The organism is Streptococcus sp. HMSC064H09, from assembly GCF_001812625.1.
GTDB lineage: Bacteria > Bacillota > Bacilli > Lactobacillales > Streptococcaceae > Streptococcus.
In genome coordinates this window covers 1-15983 of the sequence record NZ_KV809604.1, presented here as the reverse complement: position 1 = coordinate 15983, position 15983 = coordinate 1, and the positions used below count along the sequence as shown (strand labels likewise).

The 15983-nt window shown below is 39.8% G+C and carries 9 protein-coding genes; all 9 read right to left on the bottom strand.

Annotation, left to right across the window (positions count from 1 at the left end):
• Positions 1-3949, bottom strand: a 3949-nt coding sequence (locus HMPREF2867_RS07995) for a CshA/CshB family fibrillar adhesin-related protein (RefSeq protein WP_141751009.1), incomplete at its 3' end; no start/stop codon positions are given.
• A 738-nt stretch (positions 3950-4687) separates the two neighbouring features.
• A complete protein-coding gene (gene pyk / locus HMPREF2867_RS07990; RefSeq protein WP_004182640.1) occupies positions 4688-6190 on the bottom strand; it encodes a pyruvate kinase in 1503 nt (500 codons plus the stop codon).
• Positions 6191-6260: 70 nt separating this feature from the next.
• Positions 6261-7280: a 6-phosphofructokinase gene (gene pfkA, locus HMPREF2867_RS07985; protein ID WP_070576969.1), complete on the bottom strand. Its 1020-nt coding sequence runs from the start codon at positions 7278-7280 to the stop codon at positions 6261-6263.
• A gap of 92 nt (positions 7281-7372) precedes the next feature.
• A complete protein-coding gene (locus HMPREF2867_RS07980) occupies positions 7373-10483 on the bottom strand; it encodes a DNA polymerase III subunit alpha (protein WP_070576967.1) in 3111 nt (1036 codons plus the stop codon).
• 168 nt (positions 10484-10651) lie between these two features.
• Entirely contained in the window at positions 10652-11242 is a 591-nt protein-coding gene (gene leuD / locus HMPREF2867_RS07975) for a 3-isopropylmalate dehydratase small subunit (protein WP_002890790.1), read from the bottom strand.
• Positions 11243-11253: 11 nt separating this feature from the next.
• The gene (gene leuC, locus HMPREF2867_RS07970) at positions 11254-12645 is read right to left on the bottom strand and encodes a 3-isopropylmalate dehydratase large subunit (protein WP_070576965.1); all 1392 of its coding nucleotides are present in this window, start codon (positions 12643-12645) and stop codon (positions 11254-11256) included.
• Between the two features lie 30 nt (positions 12646-12675).
• A complete protein-coding gene (locus HMPREF2867_RS07965) occupies positions 12676-12957 on the bottom strand; it encodes a DUF1294 domain-containing protein (protein ID WP_070576972.1) in 282 nt (93 codons plus the stop codon).
• 4 nt (positions 12958-12961) lie between these two features.
• A complete protein-coding gene (gene leuB, locus HMPREF2867_RS07960; protein WP_002890787.1) occupies positions 12962-13999 on the bottom strand; it encodes a 3-isopropylmalate dehydrogenase in 1038 nt (345 codons plus the stop codon).
• 18 nt (positions 14000-14017) lie between these two features.
• Complete coding sequence (locus tag HMPREF2867_RS07955) at positions 14018-15574, bottom strand: 2-isopropylmalate synthase (RefSeq protein WP_037597709.1); 1557 nt, start codon at positions 15572-15574, stop codon at positions 14018-14020.
• Between the last annotated feature and the right edge of the window lie 409 nt (positions 15575-15983).

The window sequence follows — 15983 nt, the reverse complement described above, 5'->3', positions numbered from 1 at the left end:
ATGATTTTTCTGGTACAAATGTCACTGTACCGTCGGCTGCTACTGTGTAAGTACCAACACCATCTACTGTCTTAGTTGTTGAACCATCATCGAAGGTCGCTGGAACAGCTTCATTAATCGCTACTGTTTTCTCAACACCATCAACGGTTACAGTTCCGCCCTTGAATTCAGGTTTACCAGTTTGAGTAGCACCTTGGATATCTTCTGTTTCAGCTGGTGTTGCTGTCGGTGTTACCGGTACGATTTCAGGTGTGTATGTTGTATCCACCTTGATACCGTTTGAGCTTTCAGCTTGAACCTTGGCCGGTGTTACTACACCTGTGTATGATTTATCAGTCGGTGTGAAAGTGACTTGACCAGTAGCTGAATCGATAGAGTAAGTACCGATTTCAGTTGTACCATCTTCAGCAAAGGCTGGTGTGCTTGAAACTTCGTTACCATCTTTATCTAGCAATGTGTAGCTATTGTCTTTAATGGTAATAGCTTTATCTTCACCATTTACTTGAACAGTCGTTCCTGCAAAGGTTGGTGTCCCTGTTTGTGTTGCACCTTGGATATCTTTAGAAGTTGCTGGGTTTGCAGTTGGAACTGCTGGCACAACAGTTGGTGTGTAGGTCGCATCTGAAGTAATGGTTGCAGTCTTACCATTAGCATTTGTAATAGTAGCAGTTGCCTGAACAGTTACTCCTTTTGCAGTACCAACAAAGTCTTTTTCTGGCGTAAATGTTACTGCTCCAGTCGTTGGGTCGATAGTATAGCTACCTTCACCTGCTACTGTCACTGTTGTTTCATCAGTTGGTTGACCAGTTGCGGGATCTACCAATTTCTTGCTTGTGATTTCAGCAGTCTTATCATTACTCAAATCAAAGGTTGGTGTTTGGGTTTGAGGAACGTTTTGAACATCCGCAGAAACCTTGTCTGTAGGAGTCACTGTGATTGGTGTGACTGTTGGTGTGTACTTAGCTGTTGCAGTCTTGATGTAATCCTGTTGGATCTTACCATCTTTGTTTCTACCAACTGGCGCTGACAATGTAACATCCACACCTTTGGCTGTACCAGTAAAGCTTGGATCTGGAGTGAAGGTTACTTCACCCGTTGAAGGATTAATCGTATAAGTTCCTTCCCCTTCAACTGTTACAGATGGCGCATCAGTAGTGAGACCTGTGGCAGGATCCACCAACTTAGCAGGATATTCGGCACTTGGAGTGATTGCAATCTTTTCACCATTTGAGTTAGTCGCAGTTGTGTTAAAAGTTGGAGTTTCTTTTTGAGTCGCACCTTGAACATCAGTCGAAGTTTTGTCAACTCCTTCGATTTCAATTGGAGTGACTGTTGGAACGTATTGACCATCCATGGTATTCAACTGACCATTAATGTTTGCTTCTTGATCTGGGAATTTTGTTGACCAACCAGTATCATAACCGTTGTTATCTGAACGACGGATAGAAATACCATCAGCTGTTCCAAGGAAGTTATCTTCAGGAATAAATTCAACATCGACATCTTTACCGTTGGCAGTAATCTTGTACTTACCTTGTCCTGGAACGACATAGTAACCGTCCCCATCAAGAGTAGCACGGTTGCCATCTTTATCAACGATGTATGGTTCTACCATTTCGTCAATAACGGCACTAGAATTAAGCTCATACTTGTGTTCTCCACGTGCTGTAAAGGTTACAGTTGCAGTTTGCTTCGCCCCTTGAGGACCACTTGTTTCCTTGAATTCCCCTTTTGGTGGGTGCGTAATTTGAGTTCTGAAGTCTTCCACTTCCCCTGAGAGGGCCATACCAGTTGGGCTCTCAATCTCGTTAGCTTTCTTGGCAATACGAACACGAGCACCTAGTTCTTTAACGCTAGGGTCGATATAAGTCTTGCTATTTGCAAAAGTCAACTCAACTGTACCGTCATTTGTGATTCTTGCAAGATCAGAGCGTTCATCTTCATCAAAGGTACCATTTTGGTTAAAGTCTATCCAACCGTAGATATAAGCTTCTGAAGCTCCATCTGTATGGGCTTCTATTGACAGCTTGTAGTTACCTGGGCGTGTACGATCCATCTTGATCATCTCATTGGTTGTACCTTTAAGCTCATCTGGAAGCAATTGGTCAATTCCTTCATCGGCCGTAGTTGCCTTATCATCACCGAACCAGTCAAGAACAGTATTCTCATCCATATCTGGGCTCACATTACCAATATATGGTTGATTTACTTTAGCACCAGTTATACCATCTACAGTTGCAATGGTATGCATAGCTTTTCCGTATGACTCAGGAGCGTCCCCTTCATCAATTGGGAAGAATCCTAGCATTGCTGACTGTTTACCACCTGAAGCGACATAAAGTCCAACTTCAGAGGCACCACGCGTCATAACGATTGGAACAGTATAATTACCTTCAGAAATGTTTGGTCCAAAGATACCGGTTCCTAGACCACCTGTAACTTTGTCAGGATTTCCAAAATACTTCCAAGCTACTGGTTTCTTTTCTGGTCCAACTTGAGTAGATCTACGAAGTTGGTTTAAGTTGGTATTATTAAATTTAGGATTAGGTCCAAAAAGATTTTCAGTATCTTGTGGTGAATATGTTACAGAAGTAGTTGGTCTGGTAAACTTTTTCCATTCTCCAATATGCTGCCAACCTTCTCCATTGGTAGTAAACATAACTAATTCACCTGGGTTAGCAGACTCCCCATCAGCCATAACAATAGCTGGCTTAACTGTCTTACCACGGAAGGTTGCAGAGATTTCAAACTGAACTCCAATATTTCCACCATTCAAAGCTGAACTTATGGTAGTCTTCTTGGTTTTCGTATCAATATTCTCAAATCTGATTTCAGTCCAATTATTTTGGGCATCAGCAACGATTTTGGCCTCTTCACCATTGTTAAAAGCTTGCCTAGCAGCATTTGAAGTGACTCCACTTACATAACCATTTTTTGCATTTGGATCATAGGTTGCTTTTTCAGCTTCTGTAGCCCCTTGATTTTCCATCCGTTTCTTATAGATTTCAGTCGCTTGGAAAGGTTTCAAGGATTTGACTTTTACAGTAACTACATAACCAGGCATAATTTCCTTGGTATAGGTAGACCCAACTTGAAGAGCCAATTTTTCTTCTAAGTTCTCAGTTGGTTTAACTTCACTTTTAGGAACTAGTACTGTAGTAGTTCCTGTCCAGTTAGCTACATCTCCAAAGTCCAACCATGAGATTTGGCTAGCCATAGATTTGGCATCAACATTTGTTGTAAAGCCTGGTTTTTCAACTTTTGGTGTTGAAGTTGCATCTTCAACATCATCCCCAATCAAGCTTTCGTCATTAGGATTACCTAATGCACGACGTGTACGACGTCGACCAGAAGTTTCTGCTGTTACAACAGGTTGCTCTACAGCAGACGCTTCGGCTCCACTTGAAAGAGCATTCGTTGTAGAAGCTTCTGCTTGAACGTCCACACCTTGTGCTTCAGATGCTGTTTCTGAAGCAGGTGTCTCAGATGATGCTGATGTAACAGAGGCTGTCGTTGAAACTCCCGTAGTATTGCCTACACTTGTAGAGCCAGCAACACTAGTGGTAGATGCTGCAGTAGTTGCTGACGTTGACGAAGCTGCTTGAGATGTTGTTTCACTAGAAGCTTGTGTTGTCGACGTTTCAGAATTAGCTGAGCTAGCATTTGAAACAGTTTGAGACTGACTATTAGTCTCAGTACTAGATAAAATATTTGCGACTTCCGTTGAAGCTTGAGCAGCAACAGCAGTCTGTGAAGATGACTCTTCACTCACTGTTGCAGTAGTGCTTGTTACATCTCCTGCTTGCACTTGGTTAGCTGTTTCATCGGCAGATACTTGACTAGCAGTACCAACCATAACAAGTGTTCCAAGCAAGACCGAACAAACGCCTACATTCAACTTACGAATCGAAAATCGACTTATACGATCATTAAATAAATCTTTACCCACTTTGGTAATCCTCCACACATATACAATTAAGTATCTCACCCCTCAATGAGATTAAAAGTATTTAAAAATACTAATCGTTAAACATTCTAACAAATTTCCTAATATTTGTGAAAAGTTTTGCTCATATTTTCAAATATTTTAAAAAATTTACTTAAATAAAATCAAGTAAACAATAGAATAATTGTATATATATTACTTAATTATAAGGATTTCAATGCAAGATTTCATAATTATTTATCTTTAGAATTGTCAGTAAAAAGAAAATTATGATTTCATTTTTTTCAAAAATCAATTTTCATAATTAAGATTTTATTAGACATTTTAAATTAGTAAGTCATTATTTAAAGATAAATTGATAGTTATTTAAGAAGTCTACCTAAAAAAATAATGTTTACAATTGACCTAACTATAGTTTAAAAGCCTATTTAGCGCCTTTCTGTAACTCGTAGTTTTCAAGAAAAACAAAACTCTTAGAAAAGATAATTTCCCTCTTCTCTAAAATCTTCTAGGCCTATGACACAGATTCTCGTTTTATCGACATTTAGGACAAAATCTGTTTAAAATGCCAAATGTAATAAATATTAATTCGCCACTTCTTCATTTCTTATTATTATCCGATTAATTTACCTACCTATGAAAAAAACTCTATAATCACTTCAATAGCTAAACCACTAAAAAGATTATAGAGCAAAAAAAGAAGATCCCAAGGATCTTCTTTCTATTTAAGTTATACTTAAATTATTTTACTGTGCGGATACGCATAGTGTTTGTACCACCTGTACCTACTGGAACACCAGCAACGATAACAATGTTGTCACCAGATTCTACAAGACCTGATTCCAATGCAACTTTTTCAGCAACATCAAACATATCATCAGTTGAGCTTGGTTTTTCAGTAACTACTGGAATAACCCCCCAGTTAAGCATCAATGATTTTTGAGTAATTTCATCGAATGTTACAGCCAAGATATCAGCTTCTGGACGGTATTTAGAAATCAAACGAGCAGTGTTACCTGATTCAGTAAGAGCAACAACAAGTTTGATATCCATTGAGTTAGTAGCATCTTTAACTGCAGACGCAACTACTTCAGTCTTAGTTGAACGGTCAAATGTTGATGAATCAAGACGACCATACTCTTTAAGAAGAGTTTGAGCGTTTTTATCAATTGTAGCCATTGTACGAACTGATTCAACTGGGTATTTACCATTTGCAGACTCACCAGAAAGCATTGTAGCATCTGTACCATCGATAACTGCGTTAAATACGTCAGATACTTCAGAACGAGTTGCACGTGGTTTTTCTGTCATTGTTTCAAGCATGTTAGTAGCTGTAACAACAACTTTACCAGCAGCGTTTACTTTAGTGATGATCATTTTTTGGTAAACTGGAACCATTTCGAATGGTACTTCGATACCCATGTCACCACGAGCGATCATGATACCGTCAGCAGCTTCGATGATTTCATCGATGTTATCGATACCTTGTTGGTTTTCGATTTTAGCCAACAATTGAACGTGACCGTTACCAGTTTCTTCACAGATAGCACGAACTTCTTGTACGTCTTTTGCAGTACGTACGAATGAGATAGCGATAAAGTTAAGACCTTGTTCAAGACCAAAACGGATATCAGCGTTATCACGTTCAGCAAGTGCTGGGAAAGGAATTTTAGTGTAAGGGATGTTTACACCTTTTTGTTTAGCGATGATACCATCATTTTCAACTTCAACGATGAATTCACGTTTTTCAGCATCTTTGTCTACAACACGAAGACCAAGTTTACCATCATCGACAAGAACTTGTTTACCAACTTCTACATCGTCAAAAACGTCAAGTGCACCTGCAACGTTCAATGCGATAACGTCGCGAGTTGATTTGATACCTTGTTTAGTAGCAACACGAATTTGTTCACCAGTTTTGTATGCATACTCTTTAGCATCACCTTCGAACAATTCAGTACGGATTTCAGGTCCTTTTGTATCAAGAAGGAAACCTACTTTTTGACCAGCAAGGTCTTCTGCCATACGAACGACATCCATACGTTCACCTTGTTCAGCGTGGTCACCATGTGAGAAGTTGAAACGGAAAACGTTGGCACCTTCCTTGATCAATTGAGCAATGTTTTTAGCAGATGCTTCACGGTCAAGTTTTTCGCCCCAGTAACCATCTTCACCAAATTTTTTGCCGCCACGGATTTCAACCGCAGGACCAAGTGTTGCAACGATTTTTACACGTTTATTCATGATAAATAAAAACTCCCTTATATTTTTTGTCGCCTTAGCGACGGATTAACAATAATTTAAGTAACTGAGATTAGCTCAAGTTAGACAATGAACGGTTAAGGTCTGCAAAGTCAAGACGAGCTTTGTGTGGATTGTTAACGATAATTTTACCGTCTTCAGTAAGACTGAACAAAGCGCCTTCTTCTGCTGTACCAAGGATTGGGCTTTCAACAAGCTCTTCATTGTGGATACCAACAGCTACACCACCAATACCTTGTTTAAGGAGGTCAACCGCATGTGCACCCATCCATGAAGCAAGAACACGGTCACGCGCAGTTGGTGAACCACCACGAACCACGTGTCCAATGTTTGTTGCACGAAGATCTGAAGTATCTCCAGCTTCTTTCATTTTAGCTGCGAATTCGTCAGCACCCATAACACCTTCAGCAAGTACGATTACGTGGTGAGTTTTAGCACCTGATTCGTAACCTTCTTTAACTTTACGGACAACTTCGTTGATGTCGTACTCTTCTTCAGGTACGATAATTTGGTCTGCACCAGAAGCAATACCAGCCCAAAGTGCGATATCACCAGCGTTACGTCCCATAACTTCAACGACAAAAGTACGTCCGTGACTGAAAGCAGTGTCTTGAATCTTATCGATAGCTTCTGTTGCAGTTGCAACAGAAGTATCAAAACCAATTGTATAGTCTGTACCAACGATATCGTTATCGATAGTTCCTGGAAGACCAACAGCTGGGAAACCATGTTCAGTCAAACGCATAGCACCATGGTAAGAACCATCTCCACCAATAACTACTACACCTTCGATTCCATGTTTTTTAAGTTGCTCAATACCTTTAAGTTGACCCTCAAGTTGGGCAAACTCAGGATAGCGAGCAGACTGAAGGAAAGTACCACCACGGCTTAGGATGTTGTCTACGCCTTTAGCATCAAGTTGGAAGATATCTCCTTCAACCATACCAGCGTATCCACGGTTAATGCCGAATACTTCAATTCCTTCAGAAATTGCTTTGAGAACAACTGCGCGAGCGGCAGCGTTCATACCAGGGGCATCTCCACCACTAGTCAAAACAGCAATACGTTTCATTATTCCTGATACTCCTTTTATATATTTAACATTTTCATTATAACACAAAGAATTCTAAATGGCTTTAAATTTGAAAAGATTTATTGTTTTTTTTATCGTAAAACCGTTTTCAACACATAAGGTGCTAATTCCTGATTAAGTTCCTCGTTCTTAGCTACTTTATATCTTTGACTAACGATAGTTTCCTTACTTCCTTGATAACGAATAATGACAGGAATGTTCCCGGGATACTTAGCTAAGATTTGAGAAACTTCTAAGTCCTTATCATGATTCTCAAGTAAAATCCAGAAACGCTCCGTACTAGCTTCCTCCATGTTGGACAAAATTAACTGAATGCGTCCATCACGCTCCTGGGTCCGTCCATCAAGATAAAAGAGACCACCTTCACTCAACTTATCCTTATGATAGAAATAGGTTTCTGGGAAAAGGGTGACATCAAGTTTATTGATCCCATCAGTGACGTTCAGAAAGGCCATCTGATCACCTTTTTTAGTTCTGATAATTCGAACGGACTCTAGCTGAACCAAAACCGTCGCCTTACTATTAACAGTCAAATCAGAAATTGGTTGATAGGGACGAGAGGCCATTTTTTGAGCAAGGTGTAAGGGATGCGGACTAAGCCCAACTCCTAGTAACTCCTGTTCTAAATTATAACGATCCGTCTGGCTATAGTCTTCATAATCAACCCAAGAATAAGAGGACTCTGCAAACAAGCTTCCTAACTCATTGACAAAAGTAAAGAGGTTGTTTAAATTGCCAATGATTTTCTGACGGTTTGGTTCAAAAATATCAAACAAACCAATTTGAATAAGAGGTGTCAAAATATCGACTTTCTGATATTTGCTAGGAATACGTGTTAAAAAGTCTTCTATAGAAATGTATTTTCCATTTTGTTTGCGATCCTCAATAATCCAAAGGGCAAAATCTCTTGGCAAGCCTTTGATAGTCTTAAGACCTAATACGATCTTGCCATCTGAAATCTTGTCCAGATAGGGAATCCTATTAATATCGAGACTAGCTAGGGAGAAGCCATTTTCAATTGCATCCTTAATGTAATCACTAGACGAATAATTCAACATGACGTCATAAAATATCTGTGGGTAGTGCGTTTTGAAATAGGCTAACTGAAAGGCTAAAGCTGAGTAGGCATAGGCATGACTTCTATTAAAGCCATAACCTGCAAACTTAGCCATCATACTAAAGAGGCGTTCAGCAATCTGTGGGTCACGTCCTAACTGACGACTTCCTTCCATGAATTGTTCGGACATCTTAGACATTTCATTGGCATCTTTTTTAGACATCGCTCGACGAAGCAAATCGGCTTTTCCGAGTGTAAAGCCCGCAAATACTTGGGCAATCTGCATAACCTGCTCCTGATAGAGCATGATGCCATAAGTAGGCTCAAGAATTGGTGCAACTACTGGATCAATGAGATCTACTTTTTCCTTACCGTATTTACGAGCAATGAAATTATCTGTATAATCGCTAGCTCCAGGTCGGTTAAGAGAGGTTGTCGCTACCACTTCTTCGAACTTAGCAGGTTTAATCCGTTTAAGAAGGTTAATAGCACCCGCCTGCTCAAACTGAAATATTCCCTTAGTTTTACCCTTGGCAAAAAGAGCTAGGGTCTGTGGATCTTCCAAATCAATTGATTTGATATCTATAGCGACTCCCTGATCTTTTTCAAGTTTCTCCTTCATTTTTTGAACAAAGGTCAAATTACGGAGGCCCAAGAAATCCATCTTAAGCAGGCCGTTGGCTTCGACCGCGGAGGCATCGTACTGAGTAATCATCATATCCTCACCAGCTTTTAGAGGAATATGGTTGGTCAGGTCATCGTCACTCATCACTATACCAGCAGCATGGATTGAGGTCTGTCTTGGCTGACCTTCAATAGCCTTAGCAATCTCAAAAGCCCTCTGAAATTCTTGTCTTTGATTAATCAACTGTCTAAATGACATATTCTTCTCATAGACAGAGGTCAAGGTGTCACGAAAAGAAATCTTTTTACTAAGTTGTGACAGTTCAAATTCCTTGGCTCCGAAACGTTTAAAAACATCTCGGATAGCCTGTTTGGCCCCAAAAGTTGAAAAAGTAACAATCTGAGCAGAGTGCTTACTACCATAACGGTCCCTAACATAATGAAGAAACTCGCTTCGATAGATATCAGGCAAGTCGATATCTATATCAGGCATGCTATAACGTTCTTCATTTAGAAAACGCTCAAAAAGCAAGTCATTTTTAACGGGATCAATTCCAGTAATATCAAGGACATAGGCCACCAAGCTTCCTGCAGCAGACCCACGTCCCATTCCCATATAATAACCACGGCTACGCCCAAAGCGTAATAAGTCCCAGACAATCAAGAAATAATCATCAAATCCCATCTGATGAATGATAGACAATTCTTTGTCTAAACGTTCCTGATAAACTGCTTCGCTTAACTTTTTTGTTTCTAATCCAGATTGGGCTAATTGACGTAACTGGTCAACTGCTGGCATATCACGATTAAAACGGGGAAGCTTCAAATCCGTATCAAATTGATAAGTAATTTCTGAAACAAGTTGCTCCAAATTGTTCAAAGCCTCTGGAATATCACTATATGCACTTTCCATTTCTTGAGGCGAGAAAAGAAGCTGATTCATAGGACAAATAGAGGCCTCTGACAAGGAAACGTTTTGTGAGATGGCATGCAACATCTGAATCGTCGAGCGGTCTGCATTCTCAAAATAACGCACTGTATGTAAAGGAATTACAGGATAATCAAACTCTTTGCCAGTATCTTCTGGCCTTATCCCAATAAAAACCTCTGAACCAAGAGTCATCCCTGGCTCCCAGTCTTCACTCGGAAGGATGAGGGCAATAGCATTTAGATAGTCCGAAAAAGCTGTAAACTCGCGTTGCCCTGAGGAGAGCTCTGTTGCCAACTTCATCAAATTTTTATAGCCCTGATTATTTTTTGCTAATAGACGAAAAGGAATTTTTCTTCCCTCGTAAAATAGATTAGCTTCCATACCAATCAAAGGACGTAAACCCTTGCTACTTGCAAACTGAGCAAAATGATAAGCAGCATAGAGATTGTCACGATCCATCAAACCAAGGGCTTGATAGCCAAGCTCTTTGGCATGCTCAACGTAGGTGGTCAAATCTACAACACTATCCATGAAACTATAGACGGATTTTGTATCCAATTGTGCAAACATGAAGGCCTCCTTTCTATCTTTCTATTATAGCATACGCTCCTTGTAAAAACGCCTCTACCATGTTAACTGTTTCAAACAAAAAGAATGAGATAGAACAACACCTTAAACATTGTCCTTATCCCATTCTTTTAAGTCCTCATTATTATTTTACAAACACATCATTGTTTCTTATTGCCAATATGATGGGCGTTGTTTTTCATAGGCAGCAATCAAATCTTCATATTGAAGAGTGATTCCAATATCGTCAAGCCCTTCAACCAATTTACGTTTCCACTCATGATCGATATCAAATGGAAACTCTCCTGCTGAAGATTTAATCACTTGGTTTGGAAGGTCAATCGTAATTTCCTCACCTGCAGGAAGAGCAGCCAATTTTTGACGGACTTCCAAAGGTTGAACGATTGGCAACATACCATTCTTCAATTCATTGTTATAGTGAATATCTGAAAATGATCCAGCAATAACACAACGGAAACCGTAATCTTCCAATGCCCATGCAGCGTGTTCACGAGATGACCCCGAACCAAAGTTATCACCAGTAACCAAAATGGTCGCATCGCGATACTCAGGTTTATTGAAGACGAAATCAGGATTTTCATCGTAATCATCATTAAGGTAACGCCATTCAAACATCAAATTCTTACCGAAACCTTTTTTATCAACAGCTTTCAAGAATTGTTTGGGAATGAGTTGGTCCGTATCGATGTTATCATTCATCAAAGGTACTGATTTCCCTGTATAGACGGTAAATTTTTCCATTATCTTCTCCCTTATGCTTGAACTTCTGGCATATCGCGGACATCTACAAATTTACCAGCGATTGCTGCAGCTGCTGCCATTGCTGGACTACAAAGGTGAGTACGAGCACCATAGCCTTGACGTCCCTCGAAGTTACGGTTACTTGTAGATGCACAGTGCACACCTTCTGGAACATGGTCTGGGTTCATACCAAGACACATTGAACAACCTGGATCGCGCCATTCAAATCCTGCATCCATGAAAATTTTATCCAAACCAAGACGTTCAGCTTCTTTCTTAACTGGACGCGAACCTGGAACAACAATAGCTGTCAATGTCGGTGAGATATGTTTTCCTTTAACGAATTTAGCAGCTAACTCAAGGTCGCTAAGACGTGCGTTAGTACAAGAACCAATGAAGACATAGCCAAGATCAATATCTTTAGCATATTCACCAGGCTTAACGTCCATATACTCGTAGGCACGTTCATCATTAAAGTCCTTGATTTCTGGGAATGGTTGATCAAACTCAACACCCATTTCAGGGTTAGTTCCCCATGTAACCATAGGTGCCAATTCTGAAACATCAATAGTAATCACTTTATCATATTCAGCATCTGGATCTGAAACCAAAGTTTTCCAGTCGGCTACTGCTTCTTCGAATTTCTCACCCTTAGGTGCGTATGGACGCCCCTCAACATAATCATAAGTTTTTTGGTCCGGATTCATAAGACCCATCTTAGCACCAAATTCAATAGACATGTTACAGATGGTCATGCGTTCATCCATTGAAAGAGCATCGATAGCTTCACCACAATATTCAACTGCGTATCCTACACCAGCATCAACGCCATAGCGTGCAATGAGTGCAAGAATAAAGTCTTTTGAATAAACACCTGGCTGTGGTTTACCAACAAATTCAACCTTCATTTTCTTCGGTTTCACTTGCCACAAACATTGTGTCGCAAAGACATGTTCTACCTCAGATGTACCAATACCAAAGGCAATAGCACCAAAGGCACCATGAGTAGCCGTATGACTATCTCCACAAACGACAAATTTCCCTGGTTGACTACGACCTGTTTCAGGACCAACCATGTGGACAATCCCCTGACGAGCAGTACCGTGGGTAGCCGCATCAATACCAAATTCCTCAACGTTTTTCGCCAAAGTATCAATTTGGTTTTTAGAAATAAGGTCACGAATGTTAAAAATATCAACCGTAGGAACGTTGTGGTCTGTCGTACCAAAAGTTAAATCTGGGCGACGAACTTTACGTCCGGCATCACGAAGTCCTTGAAAGGCCTGTGGACTTGTAACCTCGTGAATATAATGCTGATCCACATACATCAATTGTGGTTCGCCCTCGTTTCCAGTAACGACGTGGCGTTCCCAAAGTTTATCAAAAATTGATTTTCCGCTCATAAAATACTCCAATTATAATCTAAGGATTAGCTAATCCGAAAGTCTTGTTAGAATAAGGTATAAAAGAAAGACATCTATAACAATTCCTATAAGCCAGAAAAGCTTAAAATACCATTTGTTAATTTTATGTCTAAAAAGTCTCCCACCTAGAAAGGCACCAATACCACCAAAGATCAGAGTCTGCAATAATAATGCCTTCTCAGAAATCCGTCTCTTATGTCGGATAGCCTTATGTTTATCAAGGCCATAAACCAATAAGACGACAATATTCCATACCAACAAAATACTTAGTAACACTAATTTCAGTGTCATGATTTTAGAGATTGCCAATAATAGCTGCTGTCATTTCAGCAGTCGAAGCCTGACCACCCAAATCACGTGTCAAGATGCCTTGATTCAAGGTCTTATCAACAGCATTTTCAATCAATTCTGCCCCTTCAGTTTCATTGAAACTTTCACGTAACATCATAGCTACTGACAAAATCATTGAAATTGGATTGGCAATACCTTGACCAGCGATATCTGGTGCTGAACCATGGATTGGTTCATAAAGACTTGGACCATTTTCAGAATGACTGGCAGATGGCATAACACCTAACGTTCCTGGAAGGACACTTGATTCATCAGACAAGATATCACCAAAAAGGTTTTCTGTCACAACCACATCAAAACGAGCTGGGTTGGTAATCATAATCATTGCGGCACTATCAACGAGCTGATGTTCAAGGGTTACATCTGGAAACTCCAAAGAAACTTCATCAGCAACCTTACGCCACAATTTAGAAGTTGCCAAAACATTTTGTTTATCAATGCTAGTGACCTTTTTGCCACGACCTTGAGCAATCTTGAAGGCACGACGCATGATACGACGAATCTCATCTGCTGAATAATCATTGATATCGCGAGCCTTATCTTCTTCCAAAATGTGCTCACCAAAGTAAATACCACCTGTGAGCTCACGAACAACGACGAAGTCTACGCCCTCAATACGCTCAGGTTTAAGAGGTGACAAGTGTTTCAAAGCATCAAAGATGCGGACAGGACGGATATTAGCAAAGAGATTCAACTCCTTACGAATGGCCAAAAGTCCTTGTTCAGGACGAACTGGCGCATTGTCATATTTAGGTCCACCAATTGCAGCCAAGAGGATAGCATCTGCTGATTTAGCAGCATCCAAAGTTGACTTAGGAAGTGGATGACCCTCAGCATCAATGCCAGCACCACCAAATGGTTTAGCATCGATGTCGTAATCAAATCCAATTTTTGAAGCTACTTTTTCAAGAACTTCAAGACCTGCTGCCATAATCTCAGGTCCAATTCCATCACCTGAAAGTGTTACAATTTTCTTTGTCATGTTTAACTCCTCTTCGGCTTATGGAAGGTCACGATAAGAAACCTTACGTGCCATCTCACCAGCATTTTCTTTTTGAACCAATGTATTAGCATTGATATAGGCAATTGCTGATGCTTTCAAGACATCAAAGTCCAAACCAGATGCATTGAAAATAGTATCTGTATCTACATTTTCTACAGTTACAAGTACACGCGCTTGCGCATCAATACCATCAGTTACTGCGTCAATATTATAAGAAGTCAAGCGAACTGTTTGGTTGAAGAATTTGTCAATAGCATTGAAGATAGCTTCAACTGACCCTTGGCCATTTGCCAAAAATTCAACAGATTCACCATCTTCATTAGCCAAGCTTACTGTAGCAGTGATTGTTTCATCAGCATTAGTAGTCAAACGAAGATCTTCGAAGTGGAAACCTTCTGGATTATCTACACTTGTACCAGCAACAAGTGCACGAATATCTGCATCAGTAATATCATGTTTTTTCCCAGCCAAGACTTTAAATTTGGCAAAGAGTGGTTTGATATCTTCTTCCACAAAGTCAAGCTCAAGTTCTTTCAATTTTTCAACAAAGGCATGACGTCCTGACAATTTACCAAGAGGAAGACTGTTACTCTTCACACCTACCAATTCTGGTGTGAAAATTTCATAAGTTTGTGGGTTCTTAAGAACACCATCTTGGTGGATACCTGATTCATGAGAGAAGGCATTTCCACCAACAACAGCTTTATTTTTAGGAACAGGAATTCCAGAGAAGCGAGAAACAAGCTCTGAAGTATTCATTGTTTCATTAAGAACAATATCACTTGTTGCTTGGAAAAAGTCTTCACGAATTTTCAAGGCAACAGCTACTTCTTCAAGAGCAACATTACCCGCACGTTCACCGATACCATTAACAGTTCCCTGTACACGTCCAGCACCGTGTTTAATTGCTGTCAAAGTATTTGCAGTTGCCATACCGAGGTCATCGTGACAGTGAACACCAAAAACAACTTTATGCTCTGATTTAATATTTTCAGTCAAATGATCAAAAATACGTGCAAACTCTTCTGGAGTCGTAAATCCTACTGTATCTGGAATATTAATATATGATGCACCAGCATCAACCGCTGTTTGAACAACTTCAGTCAAGAAATCAAGCTCAGTACGAGTAGCATCCTCTGGTGAAAACTCAACAACTTCAAATTTTGAACGTGCATATGATACATGCTCTTTTACAGCTTCAAGAATTTCTTCTTTTGATTTCTTCAATTTAAACTCACGGTGAATCGGACTTGTTGCGATAAAGACATGAATTTGTGGATACTTGGCATCTTTCAAAGCCTCATAACAAGCATCAATATCAGATTTTACTGAACGAGCCAAACCAGTAACAGAAGTTGTTGTCATAGCTTCCGCAATTTGTTTTACTGCCTCAAATGAATCTGGGCTAGCTGCAGGAAAACCTGCTTCGATTACAGAAATCCCCCATTTTTCAAGTTGCTTAGCAATGGCAACTTTTTCTTTGATTGAAAAGTTAACACCTGGTGTTTGTTCCCCATCACGAAGACTTGTATCAAAAAATTCAACTTTACGCATAGACAATCCTCTTTCTAAAAGTAAAAACGATAGTAGTAAAAAAACATCTCACTCGGAAACCCAAGCGAGATGTTTTTACCTCCCGCTTGGTAAGCCAAACAGGACTAATGCTTTTGCACTAGCCCTCATTACGCAATAGCAAAACAGTTGTAGTTGCGAATGTCATTTGACTCATTTCCTTTCGATGTATCTTGGTTAATATGATACATCTTTCCAACTTGAAAGTCAAGGAAAAATTACTGAATTGACTGACTTTTCTGACCACTTTTTACATTTATTTTTCAAGAAAAGAAAAAAGCTGACCGAAGTCAACTTTCTATTTGTTAATGATAACTACTTATCTCAGCTTATTTTCCGAGGTAGTATTCGTTAACAACGTTCAATTTTTCGTCAAATTCGAATACCAATG

Excerpts from the sequence above, each read along its gene's own strand:
- pyk (WP_004182640.1), bottom strand. The coding sequence starts at position 6,190 with ATGAATAAACGTGTAAAAATCGTTGCAACACTTGGTCCTGCGGTTGAA.
- pfkA (WP_070576969.1), bottom strand. The coding sequence starts at position 7,280 with ATGAAACGTATTGCTGTTTTGACTAGTGGTGGAGATGCCCCTGGTATG.
- HMPREF2867_RS07980 (WP_070576967.1), bottom strand. The coding sequence starts at position 10,483 with ATGTTTGCACAATTGGATACAAAATCCGTCTATAGTTTCATGGATAGT.
- leuD (WP_002890790.1), bottom strand. The coding sequence starts at position 11,242 with ATGGAAAAATTTACCGTCTATACAGGGAAATCAGTACCTTTGATGAAT.
- leuC (WP_070576965.1), bottom strand. The coding sequence starts at position 12,645 with ATGAGCGGAAAATCAATTTTTGATAAACTTTGGGAACGCCACGTCGTT.
- HMPREF2867_RS07965 (WP_070576972.1), bottom strand. The coding sequence starts at position 12,957 with ATGACACTGAAATTAGTGTTACTAAGTATTTTGTTGGTATGGAATATT.
- leuB (WP_002890787.1), bottom strand. The coding sequence starts at position 13,999 with ATGACAAAGAAAATTGTAACACTTTCAGGTGATGGAATTGGACCTGAG.
- HMPREF2867_RS07955 (WP_037597709.1), bottom strand. The coding sequence starts at position 15,574 with ATGCGTAAAGTTGAATTTTTTGATACAAGTCTTCGTGATGGGGAACAA.